This window comes from Paeniglutamicibacter sulfureus (assembly GCF_030512175.1).
Classification (GTDB): domain Bacteria; phylum Actinomycetota; class Actinomycetes; order Actinomycetales; family Micrococcaceae; genus Paeniglutamicibacter; species Paeniglutamicibacter sulfureus.
Genome location: NZ_JAULBL010000002.1, coordinates 1,800,245 through 1,822,285, shown reverse-complemented (window position 1 = coordinate 1,822,285; position 22,041 = coordinate 1,800,245). Strand labels below are relative to the sequence as shown.

The 22,041-nt window shown below is 63.1% G+C and carries 22 protein-coding genes and 1 pseudogene; 15 read left to right on the top strand and 8 right to left on the bottom strand.

Annotated features, from left to right (window positions below; genetic code table 11):
- Positions 1 to 107: 107 nt before the first annotated feature.
- Positions 108 to 797: a TetR/AcrR family transcriptional regulator C-terminal domain-containing protein gene (locus Q2T94_RS15085; RefSeq protein WP_302266436.1), complete on the bottom strand. Its 690-nt coding sequence runs from the start codon at positions 795 to 797 to the stop codon at positions 108 to 110.
- 397 nt (positions 798 to 1,194) lie between these two features.
- Between Q2T94_RS15085 and Q2T94_RS15080 the strand changes: the two genes are divergently transcribed.
- The 5 genes from Q2T94_RS15080 (at position 1,195) to Q2T94_RS15060 (ending at position 5,453) form a co-directional block, all read left to right on the top strand.
- A complete protein-coding gene (locus tag Q2T94_RS15080; protein WP_302265416.1) occupies positions 1,195 to 1,686 on the top strand; it encodes an N-acetyltransferase in 492 nt (163 codons plus the stop codon).
- A 94-nt stretch (positions 1,687 to 1,780) separates the two neighbouring features.
- Positions 1,781 to 1,990, top strand: a complete 210-nt coding sequence (locus Q2T94_RS15075) for a hypothetical protein (protein ID WP_302265414.1) — start codon at positions 1,781 to 1,783, stop codon at positions 1,988 to 1,990.
- 405 nt (positions 1,991 to 2,395) lie between these two features.
- The gene (locus Q2T94_RS15070; RefSeq protein WP_302263213.1) at positions 2,396 to 3,040 is read left to right on the top strand and encodes a DUF6431 domain-containing protein; all 645 of its coding nucleotides are present in this window, start codon (positions 2,396 to 2,398) and stop codon (positions 3,038 to 3,040) included.
- 86 nt (positions 3,041 to 3,126) lie between these two features.
- Positions 3,127 to 4,644: a DDE-type integrase/transposase/recombinase gene (locus Q2T94_RS15065; RefSeq protein WP_302263214.1), complete on the top strand. Its 1,518-nt coding sequence runs from the start codon at positions 3,127 to 3,129 to the stop codon at positions 4,642 to 4,644.
- Positions 4,641 to 5,453: an ExeA family protein gene (locus Q2T94_RS15060; protein ID WP_302263215.1), complete on the top strand. Its 813-nt coding sequence runs from the start codon at positions 4,641 to 4,643 to the stop codon at positions 5,451 to 5,453. Before Q2T94_RS15065 ends, Q2T94_RS15060 begins: the two co-directional genes overlap by 4 nt.
- A 411-nt stretch (positions 5,454 to 5,864) precedes the next feature.
- Here Q2T94_RS15060 and Q2T94_RS15055 read toward each other — a convergent pair whose 3' ends face one another.
- Positions 5,865 to 6,632: a hypothetical protein gene (locus tag Q2T94_RS15055; RefSeq protein ID WP_302265411.1), complete on the bottom strand. Its 768-nt coding sequence runs from the start codon at positions 6,630 to 6,632 to the stop codon at positions 5,865 to 5,867.
- 449 nt (positions 6,633 to 7,081) lie between these two features.
- A complete protein-coding gene (gene csrA / locus Q2T94_RS15050; RefSeq protein WP_217391056.1) occupies positions 7,082 to 7,348 on the bottom strand; it encodes a carbon storage regulator CsrA in 267 nt (88 codons plus the stop codon).
- Between the two features lie 256 nt (positions 7,349 to 7,604).
- Between csrA and Q2T94_RS15045 the strand changes: the two genes are divergently transcribed.
- The 4 genes from Q2T94_RS15045 (at position 7,605) to Q2T94_RS15030 (ending at position 10,212) form a co-directional block, all read left to right on the top strand.
- Entirely contained in the window at positions 7,605 to 8,144 is a 540-nt protein-coding gene (locus Q2T94_RS15045) for a hypothetical protein (protein WP_302265405.1), read from the top strand.
- 177 nt (positions 8,145 to 8,321) lie between these two features.
- Positions 8,322 to 9,431, top strand: coding sequence for a glycosyltransferase family 2 protein (locus Q2T94_RS15040; RefSeq protein ID WP_302265403.1), 1,110 nt, complete (start codon positions 8,322 to 8,324; stop codon positions 9,429 to 9,431).
- A gap of 85 nt (positions 9,432 to 9,516) precedes the next feature.
- Entirely contained in the window at positions 9,517 to 9,714 is a 198-nt protein-coding gene (locus Q2T94_RS15035; protein ID WP_264271693.1) for a hypothetical protein, read from the top strand.
- Between the two features lie 195 nt (positions 9,715 to 9,909).
- Complete coding sequence (locus tag Q2T94_RS15030) at positions 9,910 to 10,212, top strand: DUF4193 domain-containing protein (protein ID WP_264271694.1); 303 nt, start codon at positions 9,910 to 9,912, stop codon at positions 10,210 to 10,212.
- Positions 10,213 to 10,664: 452 nt separating this feature from the next.
- Here the strand turns inward: Q2T94_RS15030 and Q2T94_RS15025 are convergent, their stop codons facing one another.
- Together Q2T94_RS15025 and Q2T94_RS15020 are read right to left on the bottom strand one after the other, a co-directional pair.
- A complete protein-coding gene (locus Q2T94_RS15025; protein ID WP_264271695.1) occupies positions 10,665 to 11,981 on the bottom strand; it encodes an MFS transporter in 1,317 nt (438 codons plus the stop codon).
- Positions 11,982 to 12,038: 57 nt separating this feature from the next.
- Entirely contained in the window at positions 12,039 to 13,280 is a 1,242-nt protein-coding gene (locus Q2T94_RS15020) for a M20 metallopeptidase family protein (RefSeq protein WP_264271696.1), read from the bottom strand.
- Between the two features lie 126 nt (positions 13,281 to 13,406).
- Here Q2T94_RS15020 and Q2T94_RS15015 point away from each other — a divergent pair, with 126 nt between their 5' ends.
- Entirely contained in the window at positions 13,407 to 14,411 is a 1,005-nt protein-coding gene (locus Q2T94_RS15015) for an Lrp/AsnC family transcriptional regulator (protein WP_264271697.1), read from the top strand.
- Between the two features lie 90 nt (positions 14,412 to 14,501).
- Here the strand turns inward: Q2T94_RS15015 and Q2T94_RS15010 are convergent.
- A pseudogene (locus tag Q2T94_RS15010) lies at positions 14,502 to 14,804 on the bottom strand (IS982 family transposase); the annotation flags it as partial.
- A 226-nt stretch (positions 14,805 to 15,030) separates the two neighbouring features.
- Complete coding sequence (locus Q2T94_RS15005; RefSeq protein WP_302265398.1) at positions 15,031 to 16,062, bottom strand: AsnC family transcriptional regulator; 1,032 nt, start codon at positions 16,060 to 16,062, stop codon at positions 15,031 to 15,033.
- Between the two features lie 105 nt (positions 16,063 to 16,167).
- Here Q2T94_RS15005 and Q2T94_RS15000 point away from each other — a divergent pair, with 105 nt between their 5' ends.
- A complete protein-coding gene (locus tag Q2T94_RS15000) occupies positions 16,168 to 17,421 on the top strand; it encodes a metal-dependent hydrolase family protein (protein ID WP_264271699.1) in 1,254 nt (417 codons plus the stop codon).
- Positions 17,418 to 18,989: an AbgT family transporter gene (locus tag Q2T94_RS14995; RefSeq protein WP_302265392.1), complete on the top strand. Its 1,572-nt coding sequence runs from the start codon at positions 17,418 to 17,420 to the stop codon at positions 18,987 to 18,989. Before Q2T94_RS15000 ends, Q2T94_RS14995 begins: the two co-directional genes overlap by 4 nt.
- Before the next feature lie 314 nt (positions 18,990 to 19,303).
- Here Q2T94_RS14995 and Q2T94_RS14990 read toward each other — a convergent pair whose 3' ends face one another.
- Positions 19,304 to 19,483, bottom strand: a complete 180-nt coding sequence (locus tag Q2T94_RS14990; RefSeq protein ID WP_302265390.1) for a hypothetical protein — start codon at positions 19,481 to 19,483, stop codon at positions 19,304 to 19,306.
- Between the two features lie 852 nt (positions 19,484 to 20,335).
- On the opposite strand from Q2T94_RS14990, the gene Q2T94_RS14985 reads away from it, so the two are divergent.
- The 3 genes from Q2T94_RS14985 to Q2T94_RS14975 all read left to right on the top strand — a co-directional run bounded on the left by Q2T94_RS14985 (position 20,336) and on the right by Q2T94_RS14975 (position 22,033).
- Positions 20,336 to 20,545, top strand: coding sequence for a Flp family type IVb pilin (locus Q2T94_RS14985; RefSeq protein WP_302265387.1), 210 nt, complete (start codon positions 20,336 to 20,338; stop codon positions 20,543 to 20,545).
- Between the two features lie 97 nt (positions 20,546 to 20,642).
- Complete coding sequence (locus tag Q2T94_RS14980) at positions 20,643 to 21,017, top strand: TadE/TadG family type IV pilus assembly protein (protein ID WP_302265384.1); 375 nt, start codon at positions 20,643 to 20,645, stop codon at positions 21,015 to 21,017.
- 29 nt (positions 21,018 to 21,046) lie between these two features.
- A complete protein-coding gene (locus Q2T94_RS14975) occupies positions 21,047 to 22,033 on the top strand; it encodes a pilus assembly protein TadG-related protein (RefSeq protein WP_367281547.1) in 987 nt (328 codons plus the stop codon).
- Positions 22,034 to 22,041: the final 8 nt, after the last annotated feature.

Below are 22,041 nucleotides of genomic sequence, written 5' to 3'. Positions count from 1 at the left end.
TAGGCAGGTTGCCTGCCAAGGCGAAGGCTTGCGGTCCCGCGCGTGGGAAACCGTCAGGGGATTCGGAGCTCCCCCAGTGGCGGAAGGCCTCCGGCGGGCCGTCCTGGTTAGGGAGCGGTGCCGGGGCGGAGTCGCTCCTCGAGTCCGGCCAAGAGGATGGTGATGCCTTGATCGAGTTCCTCGGCACCGTCGTAGTCGGCCAGGACGGAGGCAAGGTTGCGCAGCTGGGGGAACTCCTTGGGCGGAAGCCGGTGCAGGCCCAGCCGCAGGATGGCCTCGTTTTCCTCCGGGTCGACGATGTGTTCCTGGAGTTCGTTCAGGATGTGGCCGTAGATATATCCGTAATAGGCCCGGTAGATGTGCAGGGCGCTTTCAGGCGTGAACCCGGCATGGATGAGCAGCGCCAGGATCTGCTCCAGCGGGCGCAGCGTTCCCAGTGGGCGCAGACCCAGCGGGGTGGATAGGGGCCGGGTGACCAACAGCGGGACCACATGGGGGTGGGCCAGCGCCAGGTGCCGAAACCCGTGGGCGACCTTGCGCAACTGCGACTGCCAGTCGACGTCGACGGGTTCGATGACCAGTTCCTGGAGCACCATTTCCGAGATGCCGTCCAGCAACGCGGCGCGGTTGGGTGCGTACCGGTAGAGGGCCATCGCATCGCGATCAAGGACCTTTCCCAGTCGGCGCATGGTCAGGGCTTCCAGGCCCTCGGCGTCCACCAGGCGCAGGGCCGCAGCAAGCACTATCTCACGCGTCAGCCGCTCTCGCCGCTTGGGGGCCGGCGCCCCGGAAGGCATCTGGTTCGGACCCTGCTCGTGGTCCGGGACGGCGTCGTCTCGGGTCGGATTCTCGGGCATGCGGTGATCGGACTCCATGGGTAGTGTGCGGCCCTGCCAGGGGTTCTGCAGGGGTTGACCGGGTTGCCATACCTAATACTCTACATGTAGCGTCTACAACAAAGGTCTACAGTAGATATCTACAGCGTAGACATCGCAGACAACCCAGATTTTTCACCAGATACACCGATACAACGGTTCAGCAGCGAGCCACGGTATTTCCCTTTGAGGAGCACGCCATGAATCGCCCATACCGGAAACCACCTTCCACGCAACTGTCCCGACGACGAGCCACTGCGCTCGACCCCCAATGCCACCCGGCCCATGCACCCTCGGCCCCCCACAGGAGGCCGACACCATGCGCGTGATCGAGAACAACCGGGAACAATGCCGCTACGAACTCTACGAGTCCGGTGACTTGGCGGGATTCGTGCAATACGGCATGCGCGAGAACGAAATGTGGGTGCACTACACCCAGCTCAAGCGCCGTTACCGGTCCGAAGAGCTCATCGAGGAACTCCTCTTACATGTCCTTAACGACGTACGGCGCAGCCGCCTGGCCATCATGCCGTTCTGCCTCGCCCTGCGAACCCTGATGGACGAGAAAACCGAATACGCCCCGCTGGTCCCCGAGCTGTGGAGGCAGCGCTTCCTGGGACGAAGTGATCCGCAACGGCGGCCCATGCGCTACGTGCGCTTCACCGGATCCCCCAAGCGCCGCAGCACCGCCAAGGAATGCGACACGCTGCCGGCGCCTCAGTCCATCTCACGAGGCTATTCTTCCTGGACACCTCCATCGCCCCCCGACCCCCGGGTCAATGGGGCACCGGACAATATTCCAGCCACCTGAGCGGGACCCAGGCAGGCCAGCATGCCCCCCGGGACAAACCTGCCGCCCCGCCGCCCCCAGAAGTCAAACCGTCCAACCAACGACAGGAAAATACGTGCACGAACTGAATCTGATCCGGGCTGCGGCCGAAGACGTGGCCGCCGCCCGAGTGGTGCTGAGCGAACGCAGCCAAGCCCTGAAAGCCATCGTCCGCACCGCCCTGGACCACGGAGCTGTCCCGGCCGACGTAGCCCGGGCCAGCGAAGCCGCACTCCCGACCCCCGCAATGCCCGCCAAAACCAGCCCGCCCGTGCTTACGGCCTGAGCCGTAAGAAGAACAGGCCCCTGCAGGAGACCTCCTGGGTTCTCCTGTAGGGGCCGACCTGCTCCATCGGCACACCGAAGACAAGGGCCCGCTCGTTCACGAGTGGGCCCTTGTACCGTTCGAACCCATCCCACCAGGATGCCGCGGCGCCTAGAGCCTGGGCCCTGGCAGGCATCCAACCTCAATGTGAAGCAAGGACATGCCCCATCGGACGCCCGTTGTTGAGCGTCGCGTTGTTTGGGGATGAGCCGTCGAGTTCGGTGCCGATGCAAGGTTTCGACTTGTAGGTCTTGATCTTCGGTTATTGGCGGCGGCAAGCTGACGATAACCAAACTTAAGGCAAACGACCCAGCGCCAGATTTCGAAGGCTGCGCCGGGTCGTTCTAACGCGAAAGAGTCGCGCTAATGATCACGGTAAGTTATGCGCCCGCCGCTGTCGAATCTGATCTGCGTGGCGGCCTCCTTTCATGCCCCGAATGCGCCGGGGCATTGCGTCCGTGGGGCCATGCACGGGAACGACGGATCCGCATGGGAACCGCGGGGCCGTCCGTGTCGGTGTTTTGCCCGTTGCGGGCCCGGTGCACCGGATGCCGGATGACTCATGTGCTGTTGCCGGTTGTTCTGGCGGCACGGAAGGCTGATGAGGCTTTGGTGATCGCCGCAGCCATCGAAGCCAAGGCCCTCGAGGGGCTCGGCCACCGCTCCATCGCGGATCGGGTGGGCCGGCCGGTGAGCACGGTGCGTGGTTGGCTGCGGTCTTTCGGCTCTTCCGCCGCGTCCCTGTGTTCTTGGTTTCGGTCTCTGCTGCTCCGGGACGCGTCGGATGCCGCGTCGCTCTGGCCGCAGTCCGCCCGTGGAATTCTTGCCCAGGCCTTGGGGGTTCTGTTGGCCTATGCCCGGGTGGTGGGCGAGCGTTTTGCGGTCCCGGAAGCCAGTGCGGTTCCTTGGCATGCTGCCGCGTTGGCCAGCGCCGGGCCGTGGGTGTTCAGCGGCACCTGGTGGGTGAAAAGGCTTGCAACACCAATTGGCCCTGATAGGGCGGGGTGTTGATGGGCGAAAGTGGGCAACAAGCATGACCTGCGCCCCGGTGCAGGTGGTGCCGATAAATACCGTTTCCCTGAAAGGACACCGCCTTGATGCCACTTGCCCTGATCCCGGAACAGCGTCCGGAAACCTTCGTTGCAGCCGACCCTCCACCGGCAACACCGGCACCGTCCTCGGCTCCGGTGAAAGGACCGGTGAAACGCAGCGAACGCGCCGAGCAGATCGCCCTGTTCCGCTACCAGCTCATCCGGGAAGCAGCCGATGACCAGCTCGGTGCCAAGGCCCGAGGTGTCATGGTGCGCGCACTGGCCATCCAATACCATCCCTGGCCTTTCGGGGGCACCAAGCGGTTCTCCCGGGAAAGTATCGATCGCTGGATCAAGGCCTGGAAGAAGGACGGCTTTGACGGGTTGAAGCCAACCCAACGCGCCCAAGGCCCGATCACCGAGCCCCGGGTGCTGCTGCTGGCCGAGACCTTGAAGCGGGAGAAGCCTCACCGCACTGCCGCCCAAATCAAAAGGATCATCGCCACCACGCTGGGCGATGCACCCTCGGAAACGACGCTGCTGCGCCACTTCCGGTCCCTGGACATTTCCACCGGCGTTCCCGGGGCCGCCACCGGCCGCTTCGAAACCGAGGAATCCAACGAAATCTGGGTGGGAGATGCCCTGCATGGGCCGCGGATCGAGGGACGCAAAACCTATTTGTTCGCGTTCCTCGATGACCATTCCCGGATGGTGGTCGCCTCCCGGTGGGCCTTCGCCGAGGACACCGTCCGCCTGGCCGCGGTGCTGCGTCCGGCCCTGCAAACCCACGGAATACCACGTCAGGTCTATGTCGACAACGGCAGTGCCTTTGCTGACAAGGCACTTCAGCGGGTCACGGCGAAGCTGGGGATCAGGTTGGTTCATTCGGCCCCCTACCGCCCGCAGGGAAGGGGCAAAATTGAGCGGTTCTTCAATACCGTGACCCAGCAATTCCTGGGTGAAATCACCGTCACCAACCAGCCCTCGCTTCCGGGCACCGGGCAGGGATCGGAGATCTCCACCCTGCAAGAACTGAACGCGCTCTTCACCTCCTGGGTGCAGGTTCTCTATCACCGCACCATCCACTCCACCACCGGGCAAACACCGCTTGAGCGCTGGGATGCCAGCTGGGTCAAACGCACCCCGGTACGCAAATCCCCGGACCAGGTCAGTGAGGCATTCCTCTGGTCCGAGAAACGTAAGGTCACCAAGACTGCCACGATCTCCCTGCTGGGCAACACCTACCAGGTGGACCCGGTGCTGGCAGGAACCCGGGTCGAACTCATCTATGATCCCTTCGACCTGGCCGCCCCCATCGCCGTGCACTCCCACCTGGGAGTCCCGGCCGGAACCGCGACCCTGCTTCAGATTCGTCGGCACGTGCACCCGAAGGCCAAGAATGCGGCCGCCGACCGGGACGCCGGAGCCCAAAACGTTTCCACCGGTATCGATTACCTGCGCCTGCTCGAGGACCAACACAAACACACCATGAGCGGGGCTCCGATCAGCTTCGAGAAACTCGCCACCCCGTCCAGAAACACCGACACCGCCAAAGCGCACCACCGCCAGGAGAACACGCCGTGAGCATCACGTCACTGCAAAGCCATTACGGTTTTTCCCGCATGCCCTTCAGCGCGGACATCCCGCCCCAGGCGCTGCATCCGCACCCCGGGCACCGCGAGGCGATCGCCCGGATCCACTGGTGCATCGGCCAACGCCAAATGGGTGTGATCACCGGGGAGGTCGGTGCCGGGAAAACCGTCGCGGTGCGCGCGGCACTGGCCGGGCTCGAGGCCTCCCGCCACCAGGTCATCTATCTTCCGGACCCGACCATCACCATGCGCGGCATCCATGCCACCATCGTTTCGGCCCTGGGCGGCCAGCCATCCTTCTATTCCGGGGTACTGGCCACCCAAACCGCGGCACTGCTGGCCGGGGAGCTGGACGAGCGTTCCCGCCTGCCGGTCGTGGTCATCGACGAGGCGCACCTTTTGAGCAACACCGAGCTGGAATCCCTGCGCATGCTCACCAACACGGCCCTTGATACCGGGTCCCACTTCGCATTGCTGCTCATTGGGCAACCCACGCTGCGCAGGCGCCTGAAGATGGCCGTCCTGGCCGCGCTGGACCAGCGCATCGGCACCCGTTTCACCCTCACCGGCATGAACCTTGCCGACACAGCCAGCTATATCAAAGCGCATCTCGGTTTTGCGGGCAGATCGGACACGCTGTTCTCCGAGGATGCCGTTACCGCCATCCACCAGGCCTCCCGGGGTTACCCGCGAGCGGTGAACAACCTCGCCGTCTCCGCGTTGATCGCCACCTACGCCGGCAACAAGACCATCGTCGACCAGGCCGCGGCGCAATCCGCGATCACCGAAAACAGCGAATAGGAGCCCGGCACCGACGACGACCACGCCGTCAGCAAGACAACGAATGCCCTGCCGAAACCCCTCGGCAGGGCATTTCCATGGGCGGCTCGTCGTCAAACCCGGTGACGCGAAGATCGTCAAACAACGCGACGGTCAACACCCGTAAGCCAATCCGATACCGCAACAACTGGGCCGCGGAAGACTATCCGTTGGAGTGAATGGTCGGCTTGTGGGGTCCCCTCATGATTTCCCGTCCCGAATTGTGGGTGCGGTAGTGCGGCCTCGAGTGCAGCACCATCGGTTGCTGCCGATTAAGAAAGCCCTGGCAGTCGCTCCATGGGCGGGATCGTGCCTTTTGACCCTTTGACGGCCAAAAGAAAAGGGTGCCGCCCAGGCAGTTCAACCGGGCGGCCCCCCAATCAAGAAGCGTTACTACTTGCTGACGATCAGGCTCTGGTTCAAGGTCTTGGCCTGCTCCTTCGACCACACCTTGGTCGTTGTCTTCTGCTTGGTCACAGTCGTCTTGTAGAGGTCTCGTTCCAGCGGGTACACATTGGTCGTGAAACGCAACCCGAGCACGGATCCGATGTTCGGTTCTTCCGGGAAGGACTCTCCCCAGATCATGTCGCCCGCAATCGGCCAGTTGTCATCAATGTCCCACACGTGTCCGGCGCGTGCCTTGTATACGCCGTCGAAGGCGCCAGTGCATTCCAGGAACAACAAATCAATGAGGAACCCCTCAAAGTACTGAGGTTCAATACCAGCGACCTTGCAGTTCATCTTGACGCGCTTGCTGCCGTTCGAGACGAGGGTCCTCTTCTTGACGTCCTTCGTGGTCGTCTTGTTCGCCCAGGTCTTGTACTTGGCGGTGGTGGTGACCGTGTATTTGCCTGCCTTCAGCTGGGCTGAGGAGACGTTCTTCGCGAGGGTCTTTTTTCCCTGCTTCACGGTAATCTTCGACGAGGTGACCTTGACCTGGCCTGTCGACTTCACGACAGGTTTGACCGTGGCCTTCTTCGTTTTCTTGTTCACCTTGGCGGTCTTGATCTTGCTGATCGTGACCTTGTTCGGTGCCGGCTTGGCAGCCTGCACCGCCGCAACCGGTTCCACCGGTGCGGCGATGGAGGGCAGCGTTCCAGCAAAGACGAGTCCTGCAGATAGGCCAAGCGCCAAAAGCGGCGCGAAAAAGCGGCGAGACATAGTTTCCCCAATGAATAGTGCTAGTGAGATGAACCACAACCCTAACATTGCGGCAATTCGGGAAAATGGATTTCCCCAATACCTCGGCCATCTTGGGACCAAGGGGTGCCGAACCCTGGACCCTGGATCCCGGATCCCGTCACCCGATTGGGGAGGGTCTTCGCCGCCCTTACTGGCTGGTCCGGAAAAAGCCTTTCGGCTGATCCCTTCTGAAAGAATTCTTCGAGCAGTTCAAGCAGGGCATGCCAAATGCCGGAGAACTCGTCCTACAAGATCCGCGGAGATCAGGTCGTGACCGTAGGAAGAGGAAGCCGTCGCTGCCGTACGGGTTCTTCTTGAGACGCTCCCGCCATAATTCGGCGGCTCGCTCTGGCTCGCTGAAATGCCGGTATCACTGCATCAAACACGGGCAAGTGCCGATTACCCCGGTCCGTGATTCGTGCTGGTGCCTACGCCCTCGGCGCATCGGGTGCGGCGGGCTTGGGCGAAGCAGGGAAAAGTGCCTTCAGCCGGGCTTCGGCGTCCTCGGTGGCGGCAGCGGCGGCCTGCTGGTTGGCCTCGGTCACGGCGGCGATCATCTCGGCCCGTTGGATCTTGATGCCGCGGGGCGCGTCGAAGCCGATCTTGATCGAATCGCCTTTGACATCCAGGACAGTCACCACGATGTCCTCGCCAATCAGGACCTGTTCTCCGACCTTCCGCGTAAGTACCAGCACCTTGCCATCATAACCCGGCGCCCATCACCGGTTTTGACTGCCCGGACACCCTACGGGGCAGGTTCTTGCCGCGGGTCCTCGCTCTGGACCCGCACCGCAGCGCGATTGTTCGCCACCAAGGATCGAGCAAATGGGGAGGCGCTGCCCCCCTTCCGAACCCAGACCGGTCGACGCCTTGCAAATCCCTTTACATGCCGGTGTGGGTGAAGCAACGTGGAATGCATCCAAACCGCTACTACGAAAGGCAGAATGCCCCATGTCCGGAAACTTGCTTGCCCGCTCAATCCATGACTTGTCCGCAGCCGCTTGGTTCGGCGGTTCCCTCATGGGTGCTGTGGGTCTGAACGGTGCCACTTCCCAATCGAAAGACTCCACGGAGAGGACCCGGCTCTCCAGCTTGGGCTGGAAGAAATGGGCCCCGGTCCAAACCGCGGCATTTGCAGCCCATCTGGCCTCGCTGGGTCCGATCCTCTGGGAAAACAAGGGTCGGTACGCAGCCCAGGACGGCGTCATGTCGGCAACATGGATCAAGACCGGCGTGACCGTGGCCGGTGCAGCCGTCACCCTCTATGCTGCCGTCCTGGGCAAGAAGGTCGACGAGTTGGCAGATGAAGGGGCCCGCGGTGCAACCGAGCCCGGTCCCGAAACTTCTCCCGAATTGGCAAAGGCACAAAAGCAGCTTCGCCAGTTGCAGTGGGCGATTCCCGGCTTCGCAGCCGCGGTCATCGTGCTGGGCGCCAAGCACGGCGAGATGCAGCGGCCGAAAAACGTCAAGCTTGGACTTCTGAAGGACTGAGCGGGTTTCCGTGCCCCGGCACGGTGGTCCCGGTATCAACTCCAGACAAGATGCGTGGCCGTGAACGTCCTTGGGGTGTGGCACCCCAAGGACGTTCACGGCCTGCGGCGCCTAGGCATCCATGGGCGCGCATTCCAAGCAACCAACCCAAGCAATCACATAGGTGACAACAGAATCATGGGAACCGAGAGTGCATATGGGACATTGCCGGAGGCAACGTACATCCTGCCGCTGAAATGGCACTCCGACTCCGGCCTGGATGACCTTGCCGATTACCTTGGCCAAGTCGTCGAGTGGGTTCGGGTGATTGTGGTGGACGGATCCGAACCCGACCTTTTTGAAAACCACGCAGCACGCTTTCCTTCGGCAGTGGTGCACCTGCGACCGGTTCCCATGCCGGGGGCCAACGGCAAGGTCGCCGGTGTGCTCACGGGAGTGCAGGCCGCGCGCGACGAACTCCTGGTCATTGCCGACGATGACGTGCGCTACGAACGGATCCAGCTGGAGCAGGTCTTGGACCTGCTCCAGCGCGCGGACATCGTGCGACCGCAGAACTACCTGGCGCCACTGCCGTGGCACGCACGGCTGGACACCGCCCGTTCGCTGGTCAACCGGGCCTTTGGAGCCGACTATCCGGGAACCTTTGCCTTGCGCCGTTCGGTACTGATGGCAGCAGGGGGATATGACGCCCACGTCCTCTTCGAGAACCTTGAACTGCTGCGCACCATCGATGCCGCCGGCGGCCGGGAATTCCGTGCCAACGATGTCTTTGTCCGCCGCCTGCCGCCCACCTTCAAACATTTTTCGGGACAGCGTGTTCGCCAGGCCTATGACGACTTTGCCCAGCCCCTGCGCCTGGCCGTGGAGCTTTGCTATGCCCCGCTCGTACTGGCCGGCATCTACCGTGCCGTGCGGGGCCGACCCGGCCTGGCTTTCGCCTGGCCATTCGCGGCCTGGGCGATCGCCGAGATCGGACGGCGACGTGACGGCGGGGCCCAGGTGTTTGGAGGCGGTGCCGCCTTATGGGCTCCGGTCTGGGTTCTTGAACGGGCAGTGAGCATCTGGGTCGCCGCGGGACACAGGGCTGCCGGAGGCATGCCCTACGCAGGCACGAAGCTCAAGGTGTCGGCGCATTCGGCCTCCACATTGCGCCGGAGGCTCCGCAACAGATCCGTCACCCTGGAACCGGACATGCTTCCGAACGTTCGCGGCAACGACCAAATTCCTTCCGCCCCTCGATCAGCATCGTTAGAGTCGACCTACGGCGTAGGCGATCCGGTAGCATGAACGCCGGCAACAATGGACTTCCCGAATCGAGGGAAGGCCCCGCATGCGCCGAACGTTGCAGGTTTCACACGAAGGAGAACCCCTGATGGCTGAAACAGAGAACACCAACCCCGATTCGAACCCGGACGATGTAACGCAGCCTGAAATTCCCGAAGCAGGTCGGGAAGACCAAGCGGAGCCGGCGAAGGACAAGGAGCACTCGGAGACCTTCCCCGAGGAACCGGACCCGGAGGAAGCCCAGGCCGATCTGGACCAGGCGCAAGCGGGCGAACCGACAGACTAACCAGGACCAGTCCGGGAAAATTCTCCTGGAAGGCTCCCGGTTTCATCCTTCGGGCACGCGGCCAACACCATGGATGGTTGAATGCTTTTGCTTCACAAAAGCGTCAGTATTCACGTCGCACGGAATTCGGTTTGCCCCTGCTACCCACGGCATCTACAATTTCGGAAACGTGTTGAACAATCGGGAGGAATAACCATGGCACAGGATTACGACGAAGCGCGCCCGGATGTAGCAGAAGCTTCCGAACGCACCCTGAAGGCCGTTCAGGAAATGGATGCGCCCACGGCGAAAAGTGTCCATTCCGAATTGGAGGAAACGGACCTTTCCGACGGCACCGAGCTTCCGGGCGCGATCGTGCTCGATGAGCTCGTGGTGGAAGTTGTCCCCCAGGCTGCGGATGAGTTCGTCTGCGGGGAATGCTTCGTTGTCAGGCACCGCAGCCAGGCCGCCAAGGAAGTCGATGGAGTCAAGATCTGCCGCGACTGCGCGGAACTCTAAAAGTCCCGAGCGTCACTCCTCGGAAACATTTGCCTGAAAACCCGGATGGCCGTCTGTATTGCAGACGGACATCCGGGTTTCCGTGCTTAAAGCCATCAAAGTAGCAGTCCCGGTTCCTTGGAAGTGGAACACCCTGACCCGGAATCCAAATCAGGGTCAGGGTCTTCCACGTCCTACCTGGCAGGAGGGCTGCTCTCATGCCTAAAACTACACGGTCAGCCAGCAGGCACATGCTGCCTACAACGACCAGCAGCAGTTACATAACGCACAGCATCGTCTTCTTGCGAGAATCGCGACAGGTGATAAAGCCACCTGATCAAGTAAGTGAGACCGCTCAAGGATGAGGTGCTACCGACTGACCTGACGAATCAGGGGACATGAAATTCACGGTTCCCCGGCGTCCCCTTGAGCGGTCAAGGGGAGGCAAGTTCTTCAGTCGGGTTGGAGATCGGTCAGCGCAGGTCTTTGCCCTTGGTCTCGGGAATGGTGAAGATCACGGCGATACTGATCAGCAGCAGCACCAAGGCGTAGAGGCCGAAGGCGATGGGACCGAAGCTGCCGGTGAGCCATGAGTTCAGGTACGGGGCGGTGCCGCCGAAGATCGCCACGGCGATGGAGTACGGCACGCCTACGCCGACGGTGCGGATGTTGGTGGGGAACATCTCGGAGTAGACCGCGGGAAGGATCGCCGCTGAGGCTGCGATAAACACCAGCATCACGGACATGGACACGAACAGTTGCCACGGGGAATCCCGCAGCAGCCAGGTCATGGGGAAGTGCATCAGGGCCGCTCCGCCCATGCTGATCCACAGCACGGGTTTGCGCCCGATCTTGTCCGAGACCTTCCCCCACAGCAGGAGCGCTGCTAGGAAGACGATGTTGGCCGCGGCTCCGGCCCACAGGGCTGCCCCGCGGTCCATGCCCAGGCTGGTCGAGGCGTAGGTGGGAGCCAGCACACCCCAGGTGTAATAGACAACGGTTCCGCCGATGGTCATGCCGATTACCTGCATCGCCTGCTTGCGGTGGCGGACAATCTGCGGCCACATCGGCTCGCGCTTTTCGGCCGCCGACTCGTGCTCAAAGACGTCCGTCTCCTTCATTCGCGACCGCATGACCAGGGCGTACAGCCCCAGCGCCGCGCCGATCAGGAAGGGGACGCGCCAGCCCCAGGCGAGCATGTCCTCTTTGCTGAGCACCATGACCAGGACCACACCCAACATCGTTCCGACCAGGTTGCCCAGGGTTCCCGAGACGTAGATCAGGGTGGACCAGAAACCGCGGTGCTCGCGTGGCGCCATTTCCGAGAGGTACGTCTGGGACGAGGGCAGCTCGCCGCCGTGGGCCAGGCCCTGGATCAGCCGGGCGACCAGCAGCATCACCGAGGCGAATGCGCCGACTGCGGCGTAGGTCGGGGTAATGCCGACCAGCAGGGAGCCCAGTGAGGACATGCCGACCGCAAGCGTCATGGAGTACTTCCGTCCCACCCGGTCGCCCAGCCAGCCGAAGACGAAGCCGCCTAGCGGCCGGGCGAGGAAGCCGACGGCGAAGATCGCCAACGTGGACAATACGGCGGAAGCGGGGTCTTGGTTGTTGAAGAGTTGGCTGGCGAAGAACGGGGCGAAGGTCGCGTAGATCATCCAGTCGTACCATTCGACGGCATTGCCGATGCCGGTGCCGATGACGGTCCGGCGCCTGCTGACCGGGCGAGCCGGTGGCGAGGGCTGGGCCGGGGTGCCGCCGTCGAAGGCGGTCTGCGTGGGTATGTCCATGGAAGGGCTCCTGAGATGAAAGAACTGAAGAAAGAGGGAAGGAAGAAGACGCTTGGGTCAGCGGGCGCCGGCAAGTTGGGCGATACGGTTCAGCGCCAGTTCGGTATAGAGGGCGGTTCCGTCTGCGAGTACGTTGTCGTCGAAGGTGGCCAACGGCGAGTGGTTGAACGCGGCGGTCCGGTGATCGGTCTCCGGGTCCGCGGCGGAGAGGCAGACGAAGCTGCCGGGCACCTCAGCGAGGATCCGTGAGAAGTCCTCGGATCCACTCATCGGCTGGGCGAGCCGGGCGTAGCGCGACCCGTCGAAGAGTTCGCTGATGACCCGTTCGGTGATCTCCGTCTCCGCGCCGTCGGTGACGGTCATTGGATATTCGGGCCGGTAGTCCACCACGACTTCCAACCCGTGGGCGGCGGCGATGCCTTCGAGCAGCCGGGGCGCCGCCGTCATCATCTTCTCGCGGCTCGAATCGGAGAAGGTTCGTATGGTGGCCTCGAAACGGGCCGAATCCGGGATCACATTGCGTTTGGTCCCTGCCTGCAGCAGGCCCACGCTGAGCACCACCGGATCGAACATGTTGAACTGGCGGGTGATCATCACCTGCAACGCGGTGACCATCTCGGAGACGGCCGTCACCGGATCCTTGGCTGCTTGCGGCGCGGAGCCGTGCCCGCCGGCCCCATGCACCGTGACTACGAGCCCATCCGAAGCCGACATCAGGATGCCCGGCTTGGTGAAGAGCATTCCGTTCGGTTCCATCGCGGACATCACATGCAGCCCGTAAGCGGCGTCCGGGCGGCGTCCGGCGGCATCCAACACGCCCTCGCGCAGCATCACTCCGGCACCGTCGAACCCCTCCTCGCCCGGCTGAAACATCAGGACAACGTCGCCGGCGAGTTGGTGCCGGCGCTCGGCCAGAAGCGTGGCGGCTCCGGCAAGCATCGCGGTGTGGAGGTCGTGGCCGCAGGCGTGCATCGCGCCCTCGATGCGGGAGGTGTAGTCCACACCGGTGGCTTCCTGAACCGGTAGCCCGTCCATGTCGCCGCGCAGCAGCACCACCGGCCGTCCCGCGCCGCCCGCTTCGGGGCGGTCTCCGGAATCCGGGGCGGTGCCGCGGAGCACGGCGGTGATCGAAGTGGTCTCACGACCAAGTGTGATCTCGTACGGCAGCCCCTCCAGCGCCTCGAGGACCTTTTCCTGCGTGCGGGGCAGCTCCAGCCCGATCTCAGGTTCCTGGTGCAGCCGGTGGCGCAAACGGACGATGTCGTCCTTGAGCTCGTGGGCGTCGGCAATAACTGACATGGGTGGTAACTCCTCGTGTTTAGCGGCTCTGATAATTGTCGCGTGAGGTGACTCATAATCGACTAGAATGCAGAAATAAATCTCTTTTCCGCCAATAGGGCGAAAAATCGATCAGAAAAGACGCTAATGGACCTATCTGAAGACGACCGCGCCCTGATCAATGTGTTGCAGTTGGCCCCGCGGATCAGCTGGCAGGATGCCGGCTACGTCCTGGGCAGGCACCCAACCACGCTGGCGGCGCATTGGGAACGGCTCCGGACCGCGGGCTTGGCGTGGGTGACCGCGCATCTGCTCGGCGATCCTGCCCACATGACCCTGAGCTTCGTCGAGATCGACTGCGAGCTGCGCCGCCGGGACGAAGTGGAGGCGGCCCTGTGCGCCATTCCGGAGGTGCTCTCCGTGGAGGAATCGGCGAGCAACCGTGATCTCGTCCTCACCGTCACCACGCCCAGCTGGGCGGACCTGACCGGCCGTGTCCTCCCCCAGATCGCCCGCATCCCCGGCATCGTCAAGTACCGGAGCGCCATGTGCACGGCCATGCACGCCACCGCGGACCGCTGGAACCTGGAGGCGCTCAGTGCGCCGCAGCGCGCCCGTCTGCGCACCCTCGTCTCTCCCAGCGCTAGCAGCTACGCCGGGCCCCCGCCGTCTTCGTACTGGCCGATCGTCCAGGTCCTCAGCCGCAACGGAAGGGCGACGGCGATGGAAATTGCGGAGGCCACCGGGCTGCACCCGGTCACCGCCCGCCGGCAACTGAACCGCGTGCTGGGCGGCGGCACGCTCCTGTTCCGCTGCGACGTCGCCCAGAACTACTCCGGCTACCCGGTCAGCTGCCAGTGGTTCGCCAGCCTCCCGCCGGAGGAGCGGGACAGCGCCGTCGCGGTCCTGCGCGGCTTCCGCAGCCTGCGGCTCTGCGCCTCGACCACCGGCACCAGCAATTTCACCTTCGTCATGTGGATGCGCTCTGCGGCGGAGGTCCTGGGCATCGAGGACCAATTCCTCGCCGCCGTCCCTCGCGCACGGATCATCGAAAGCTCGCTCACGGTGAAGTTCCCCAAGCGCGTCGGCGTAATGCTGAATCCCGATACGACGGCGACCGGCGAGGTAGTAGTGCCGGCACTGCCCCGTTGACTCGGCCGCACCGTGCCCGTCACCGGCCCTCCCACTCACCGGTTCACGTAGCGATCCCCTTCGTCCCGCCCACTTCGGCCCGAAGCAAGCTCAGTCATGACAGTGCTGCAACCAGGGACGCTTTCCAGATGCTCGTCCTAAGGGGTCGCCGGTTTTCCAGTTGGGCCAGATGCCCGCCGAGAGGGCGAGGAGCTTTGAGGCCACGCGGGCGTAGAGCCCCCCGAGGGTCCTTGCACCGTGTTGCTCGAGGCCAAGTTGGCCCTTGAGGGTGTCGAAGACCGATTCGATCCATTGGCGGATACCACCGAATCGTCCGAACCTGGGTCTTTCGTCCCTGCGGTCCGGCCTGATCAGGTGCGCTCCGAGGTCCTCGGTGACGAAGCGCTCGAACTCTGCCGGCGAAGTCCGTACTTCATGAAAACGCTTCCAAGCAAATGCCCATGCTGGGCGTACCAATTAACAGACCCCAGCCCAAAACATGGGCTGGGGTCTGTTCTGTCCTCGGCACCGACCAGGACTTATCCATCTAGTCGTTTGCGGGGTCGTCGTTCGGTTCTTGTGCGACCTGATGGTTGCGGATTATTCTTGGCCCGCGGTGTGCCGTGGCAGGGCAAGGTCCTCAGAACCCCACGGGAAGCACCTCGCCAAAAAGTCCGGATTCGGTGATGCGCGCACCATTATATTTGAAGGTCCGCAAGACGATGCGCCGGTCATCGATCGTCAGCCCGGGAATCGCGCGCAGGATCTTGCGTTCGACGGCGAGTGATTCCGAGGGGTTGTTCAGCCACACCACCATGTGGATGTTGTTGGCGCCGGTCACCGCCACCATGATGCGGATTTCCGGTAGCTCGGCCGCGATGTTGCGATCGATGAGCAAGATGTCGTCGGGGGACATCGAGCCCCAGAACACGGCGCTGACATTGCGGCCAAGTGAGTGGCGCACAATGTCGCAGCGCACGTTGATGTAGTTTCCCTCGATGAGCCGGTTGACCCGACGCGCCGCCGCGGGCGGGGTGATCCCGGCACGGTGGGCGATTTCCTTGAAACCCATGCGCCCGCTGATGCTCAGCGAACGCAGGATTTCCTGGTCGATCTCATCCATGGCGACCCGAACTCCACCCTCGCGGGGATCCGGTTTGCTCGCAAGCAGGCACAGCTTGCGCATCGCGGCCGGCGGCAACGCACGAAAATGCCAATTGCTGGCATCCATTAGCTGGCCTGTCACGGTTCGCACCGAATAGTGCAATACCCCGTCCAGGGAGCCAATGGTGGTGAGCAGGAAATCGGCCAGGGACTGCCCGGGGGCAGCCACCGTAACCAAAAGATGCGCGGATCCGGCAATGAACTGGATCGTCATGGTCCGGTGATCCTTGAATAATTCATCGGCAACTTGGATGACTTGGCTGTTGCGGCACGTCAGCTCGATAAAAGCCATTTCCATCTGTGCCGCCATGCCCGGTCCAGGCGCTATCGAGATGCGCGCCAGGCCCGCATTGGTGATGTGTTCCCAGCGCCTCGCCAACGTAGTGGCATGCACGCCGAGGATTACAGAAAGATCGCTCCAGCTGGCGCGCGGCGCCAGCTGGAGCGCATTGACGAGCTCAAGGTCATTTTCGGTCAGGCCGTCGATTTCCTGCAAATTATTGGTCACTGAACTATTTTCCTGCATCTTCGAAGAAAGTCAGGTCTTTCTCTTAGCGTTTAGTTCGACTTATGACACAGCACACATGGAGGAAACTTGCCGCAGCAGCGACAAATGGTGATTGAACACGTCACCCTGATTGATGGCACGGGCGCCGCTCCGGCACAGATGCACACCGTCATCTTGCGTGGGCGCAAGATCCAGTGGGTTGGACCGGACGCCGAGGCGCCGCTCACGGACACCGAGGCGGGCCGTATTGACGGGCGCGGTCAGTTCCTGCTCCCTGGGTTCATCGACTCGCACGTCCACCTGGCAATGCCTGCCGGCCAGCTCAGCGGAACCGCCATGTTGCACCTGCCCCCGCGATATGGCTACTATGCCGCCATCCCGTTGCTGCGCGCCACCCTCGATGCCGGTGTCACCACCGTGCGCGACCTGGGCGGCATTGACATGGCAACCGAAGTTGCCATTGAACGCGGGCTCATTGAAGGCCCCGAAATCATCTTTGCCTACCGCGCGCTGGGACCCACCGGCGGCCACGGGGACTTCCGCACCTGCTGCGGCTTCAACCAGGGCGAGGCAATCTCCCCCAACGGCGACATCGGTTTCCTGACCGACGGGGTCGACGAGGCCCTGCGCAACACGCGTGAGGTCATGCGTCTGGGCGGCAAGGTCATCAAGGTCATGGCCAGCGGCGGCGTGTGGTCCCCGCGTGACACCCCTTGGCACGACGGCCTCAACATTGCCGAGATGCGCGCCATCGTCGAGGAAGCAGGGAGCCATGGCGTGCCCGTGGCAGCCCACGCCCAGTCGGCGCGCTCCATCTCCAACGCACTCGTTGCGGGGGTCCGGAGCATCGAGCACGGCTACGAAATCGACGACCAGGCCATCGAGCTGATGCTTGCAAAGGACAGCTTCCTGGTTCCCACACTGAGCACCGGAACCATCCCCCCGGATCCGGCCAGGGCCGCTTCCTACGCGGTGGAGAAGAAGCTTCGCCTGCAGGAAAAACTCCACGGCTGCGTTTCGAAGGCCATCTCGGCCGGTGTCAAGGTCGCATTGGGGACCGACGCCGGGGTCTGCGAACACGGCACCAACCTCGCCGAGCTCGGACACCTAGTCGACTTCGGAATGTCCCCGATGGATGCACTCGTGGCCGGAACCCTGAATGCGGCAAAGCTGCTGCAGCTGGAGGACCGAGTCGGCTCCATCGAGCTGGGCAAGGACGCCGACTTGGTGCTGACAAACGTCGATCCGTTGAATTCCATCCATGCGCTGGCCGACCCCAAAAATATTGATATCGTCTTTGCCAAAGGACGGATGGTCAAGGACATCCGGGCCTCAGTCCCCGCAGGAGTAGGCGCATGAGCACATTGATGCGCAAGAAACAGGCACCCGCGCCCGTCACGGAGAATAAGAAGTTCGGTGCCGCCACCCTGGACCGCATAGAGCGGGCAGGCAACAAGCTGCCAGAGCCTTTCGCGCTCTTCCTGTACCTCTTCCTGGCCGTCGGACTCATTTCCACGGTGGTGTCCTGGTTCAACGTGAGCACCACGCTGCCCGGCGCCGAGGCACCGACGCTCATCAAGGGGCTGTTCACCGGCGAAGGCATCACCTGGCTGATGACCACCGCGGTTGAGAACTTCATCGGGTTCCCGCCCCTTGGCGTGGTGGTCACCCTGTTACTGGCAGTTGGCGTTGCCGAACGCACTGGCCTGCTGCTGGTGTTGGTGAAGTCAACCCTGGGCCGCGCCCCGGGGTGGGCGCTGCCCTACGTCATAGCTTTGGTGGCGTTGTGCGCGCACATCATGTCCGACGCCTCGATCCTGGTGATCCCGCCGATCGCCGCGCTGGTGTTCCGTGCCGCGGGCCGCAACCCGGTTGCGGGCCTGCTCGGCTCCTACGCAGTTGGCATTGCCGCATTTAGCTGCACCCCGTTCATCACTTCCACCGATGCCTTGCTGGCCGGCATTTCCAATGCCGCTGCCGCCCCGGTGTCCGGCCTGGTGCTGCCCGTGACGGCCGTTTCAAACTTGTTCCTGAACATCGTGTTGGCTGGCGTGCTCACGGTGGCCGGCGGCCTGGTCATCGACAAGGTGCTTGAGCCGCGACTGAACCGTACCGGTGTCGGTGTCAATGCCGCGGCTGCGGAAGAAGCCAGCCCGGATGTCACCGCCGCGGAAAAGTCAGCCCTGCGCTGGGCAGGGCTTGCCCTGCTGGTGGTTGTCGGCCTGTTCCTGGCGCTGGCACTTCCGGCCGGCGCCCCGTTGCGCAATGAAGCCGGCGGGTTCCTGCCCAAGTCCCCGTTGCTGAGCTCAGTCATCTTCATCGTTTTTTGCGTCTTGCTGGCTCCGGCCATTGTCTATGGCGCCCGCCTGCGTCTGGTAACCAATATCCAGTCGGTCGTGGAGATGATGGGACAGGCAGTAAAAGACGCGGTGTCTTTCATTGTGGTCGCCTTTATCCTGGCCCAATTCCTGGCCCTGTTCACCTGGTCCGGCCTGGCGTCCTGGGTGGCTGTCAACGGCGCACAAACGCTCAAGGACGTGAACTTCACCAGCTACGGGGCGATCATTGCGTTCATTGCGGCCGTCTCGATCCTCAATCTCTTGATTTCCTCGGGGTCGTCCCTGTGGACGCTGATTGCCGCGGTGTTCATCCCGATGTTTGCCCTCATTGGCTACGAGGCCGGGTTTGTCCAAGCGGCCTTCCGCGTGGGGGATTCGGCCACACAGGCACTGACCCCGTTGAACCCGTACTTGGTTGTCATCCTCGGTTTCCTGCGCAAGTACGAACCAGAGGCCGGCATCGGTTCCATCATTGCCCGCATGCTGCCGTTCACCGCGGTCTTCTGGGTCCTGTGGGTATTGGTATTAACACTATTCTTCGTCACCGGCACTGGCACCGGACCGGGCATGGACATCATGGTCGACTGACGTTCCTTGTTTTCACCGTAAACGCAAGGTAGGGCAGGTTGCCAGGGATGATTGGCAACCTGCCCTACCTTGCGTTTACGGCCGGTGCGCGGTGCCCATTCGTTCCCGGCCATCGGCATGTCCGGTATCGGTATGACAGACAGAACCAAGCGAGGGCGCGACGGTGAAGGGGCGTGGCACTCATCATCCGCTCCATAGAGGGAGTCAGCATGTCGACTACTTTTTCGCAGGGCGAAGAAGCAGCCGCCTAACTCTGCGATGTCTCATTACCTTGGAAGTGGAACACCTTCCCTCGGATGAGGCTTCGCGGCGACTCAGCCGGCGCCCTCCTGCGTTGCCGCACCCTTGGCCAGGCCGTCCTCGATGCCGCCGAGCGAAACCGTCGCGCCCATGAGCGTTTCGGTCATCTGCTCCAGCACGGCCATGTCGACGTTGTCGATGGTGTCGCAGGCCGTAGCTGAACTCCTGGCGCCGCGGCTCGTACCCCGCCGCACGCAACTGCTCCTCGACGTACGCCGCCGAGGCCTCGTAGCCCCCGGTGGCGTCGGCCCGGTTGCCGCCATTCGCGTCCGCCGCATCCTGGAACGCCTCCAGGTGCCGGATCAGCGCACTGGGTTCCACCACTTCCTGCACGAAAGAAGGGTCAGGCGGGGCCTCCACCGTCACAGGCGGCCGAGGCTCGCTCGAACATGCGGCAACGCCGCCGGCCAGTGCCACGCACAACGCAACGGACCACAGCCGGGTGCGGTGATGAGGATGGTTGTGGAAACGCTGTGGAACGGATTCTGCACGTCGCATGTGATCGACCCCAAGTCTGCGTCTTCGACGCTCATGGGCACAGTCTAGGGCGGGAGTTCTAGCCTCCCACATAGCACCTGCCTGTGCCTTTGCTGTGAGGGGCTGGCCGGTGGCCTCGGCATCATGCCCGCTCCAAACTTTGCCAGCCGCCAAGCCTCGTTGGGAATCCTCCGCCGGCGCTGGTGGATGCGCCACCACCCGTGGGTGTCGGATCCTCCCGGAGCCAAGTAGTCATATGGAAAAACCGACTCACGGCACCCAACATTGTCGCTGGTTGAACCATAAAGGTCGTGGGTTTCGGCGCAGTTCCCCGTCGGCCCAAAACTTCCCCCTCGCGCATCCCCATGTTTTGGCCTAAACGCCGGTTTGGTTCAGGTTAGACGCAGGAAAAACGCAGCTTCCCAAGGGTTGGTACAAGCTTCCCCGAGGAAAGCCACAGGACCCGTCCTAACCCCCAAATGCCTTGCTATGTTTTTTTCAGCGCGGTGCACCAGGCAAGTCCCGAGCACCCCGCAAACCACACACCACTTCATTTCAGGAGCTCCCCCATGCTGCACGTTTACGCCACCCTCCAGACCCTCGGCTTCCGCATCAAGAACCGCCTCCAGCGCGACGAAACCGGCGCCACCGCCGTTGAGTACGGCATCATGGTCGGCGTCATCGCCGTCGCCATCATCGCTACCCTCATGCTCTTGGGACCGGAATTGAATTCCGTATTCGTGAAAGTCAACACCGAGCTCGGCAAGGTCACCCCGTAGGTCTAGATTCACCCCGACAAAAGCTCCGTGGTGGCGGGGCGTCTTCGCCCCGCCACCACAGCATGTTTCATCCACCCAAACCCGGAAGGCCCAGGCCATGACACAGCAGAACGAACGCGGTTCCGCTGCCGTTGAATTCGCCATTGTCCTTCCCGTCCTGGTCATGCTGGTCATGGGCATCATCGAGTTCGGGCATGCCTACAACGCCCAACTCACTCTGACCCAGGCCGCCCGCGAGGGCGTCCGGGTCATGGCCATCTCCAATGATCCGGCCAAGGCGCGCTCGGCCACCAAGATGGCCGCCACCTCCCTGTTTTCCTCGATCACCGATGGAAACGTGGCCATCTCCCCCGCAGCCTGCACGCCCGGCACCCAGGCCAGCGTCACCATCACCTACCCCCTGTCGACGATCACCGGCATCGTCTCCCCCATCACGCTCACCGGCAAGGGGGTCATGCGATGCGGAGGCTAAGGAAATCCCCGGATTCCGAACGCGGAACGGTGAGCGTCATGACCGCCCTGCTGCTGGTCGTTCTGCTCGGCTTCACCGCCCTCGTGGTGGACGTCGGAATGCTCTATGCGGAAAAGGCCCAGCTGCAAAACGGCGCGGATGCCGCGGCGCTTGCCGTTGCACAGGAATGCGCCCGTAGCCTGGCCAGCGCCAACTGCGCCACCGCCTCTCCGCTGGCTGCAAACTACGCGAAATCCAACGCCAACGACGGGCTCAGCAACATCCAGTCCGTCCAGCTGAACAAGAGCGCGGGCACTGTCACCGTGACCACAGGAGCCCAACAGGCAGGCGGCGAGGCCAACAAGGTCTCGCTGTCCTTCGCCCGCATCCTGGGCTTTGACTCGGCAGAAGTCGGCGCCAGTGCCGGAGCCCAATGGGGCAGCCCGGTGGCCGGTCCCACCGTTTTCCCTGCGGCATTCTCCGTCTGCCAGGTCGAAGGCCACGTCGACGGCGGACTCCAGCGCCTGGGGCTGCACGGCGGGTCCTACGCCAACCCGGGCTGCAACTACGGACCCGCGGGGGCACCGGTCCCCGGCGGCTTCGGCTGGCTGTCGCAGATCCCCGGACAGTGCGGCGGCTACATCGACCTGCTGGTCCAGGAAGGCGGCAGCGCCCCTGGCAACAGCGAACCGCCCAACTGCAACGCTGTCCTGAACCGCTGGGCCGCCGAGATCACTGCCGGCGGCCGTCCCACGGTTCTGCTTCCGGTCTTCAACCTCGCCATCGGAACCGGCTCCGGGGCCATCTACAAGATTTCCACCTTCGCTGCCTTCGAGGTCGCCGGCTGGAAGTTCACCGGTGGGTCCTCGCTGCCCTCCGTATTCCGCAACACCACCGCCTACGCCGGTTCCCAGGCATGCACAGGGGACTGCCGCGGCATCATCGGCAAGTTCGTCCGCTACGTGTCCCTCGACGAGGGGCACATCCTGGGACCTGTCAACAAATATGGTGCCACCGTCGTCCGAATGACCCACTAGGAGCTTTT

What these genes read in the sequence shown, in the direction of transcription:
- Q2T94_RS15020 (WP_264271696.1), bottom strand. Translation starts at nt 13,280, where the DNA reads ATGTCAGTTATTGCCGACGCCCACGAGCTCAAGGACGACATCGTCCGT.
- Q2T94_RS15035 (WP_264271693.1), top strand. Translation starts at nt 9,517, where the DNA reads ATGGCTGAAACAGAGAACACCAACCCCGATTCGAACCCGGACGATGTA.
- Q2T94_RS14985 (WP_302265387.1), top strand. Translation starts at nt 20,336, where the DNA reads ATGCTGCACGTTTACGCCACCCTCCAGACCCTCGGCTTCCGCATCAAG.
- Q2T94_RS14980 (WP_302265384.1), top strand. Translation starts at nt 20,643, where the DNA reads ATGACACAGCAGAACGAACGCGGTTCCGCTGCCGTTGAATTCGCCATT.
- Q2T94_RS15025 (WP_264271695.1), bottom strand. Translation starts at nt 11,981, where the DNA reads ATGGACATACCCACGCAGACCGCCTTCGACGGCGGCACCCCGGCCCAG.
- Q2T94_RS14995 (WP_302265392.1), top strand. Translation starts at nt 17,418, where the DNA reads ATGAGCACATTGATGCGCAAGAAACAGGCACCCGCGCCCGTCACGGAG.
- Q2T94_RS15030 (WP_264271694.1), top strand. Translation starts at nt 9,910, where the DNA reads ATGGCACAGGATTACGACGAAGCGCGCCCGGATGTAGCAGAAGCTTCC.
- Q2T94_RS15045 (WP_302265405.1), top strand. Translation starts at nt 7,605, where the DNA reads ATGTCCGGAAACTTGCTTGCCCGCTCAATCCATGACTTGTCCGCAGCC.
- Q2T94_RS15085 (WP_302266436.1), bottom strand. Translation starts at nt 797, where the DNA reads ATGCCTTCCGGGGCGCCGGCCCCCAAGCGGCGAGAGCGGCTGACGCGT.
- Q2T94_RS15055 (WP_302265411.1), bottom strand. Translation starts at nt 6,632, where the DNA reads ATGTCTCGCCGCTTTTTCGCGCCGCTTTTGGCGCTTGGCCTATCTGCA.
- Q2T94_RS15065 (WP_302263214.1), top strand. Translation starts at nt 3,127, where the DNA reads ATGCCACTTGCCCTGATCCCGGAACAGCGTCCGGAAACCTTCGTTGCA.
- Q2T94_RS15040 (WP_302265403.1), top strand. Translation starts at nt 8,322, where the DNA reads ATGGGAACCGAGAGTGCATATGGGACATTGCCGGAGGCAACGTACATC.
- Q2T94_RS15015 (WP_264271697.1), top strand. Translation starts at nt 13,407, where the DNA reads ATGGACCTATCTGAAGACGACCGCGCCCTGATCAATGTGTTGCAGTTG.
- Q2T94_RS15070 (WP_302263213.1), top strand. Translation starts at nt 2,396, where the DNA reads ATGATCACGGTAAGTTATGCGCCCGCCGCTGTCGAATCTGATCTGCGT.
- Q2T94_RS15080 (WP_302265416.1), top strand. Translation starts at nt 1,195, where the DNA reads ATGCGCGTGATCGAGAACAACCGGGAACAATGCCGCTACGAACTCTAC.
- Q2T94_RS15000 (WP_264271699.1), top strand. Translation starts at nt 16,168, where the DNA reads ATGGTGATTGAACACGTCACCCTGATTGATGGCACGGGCGCCGCTCCG.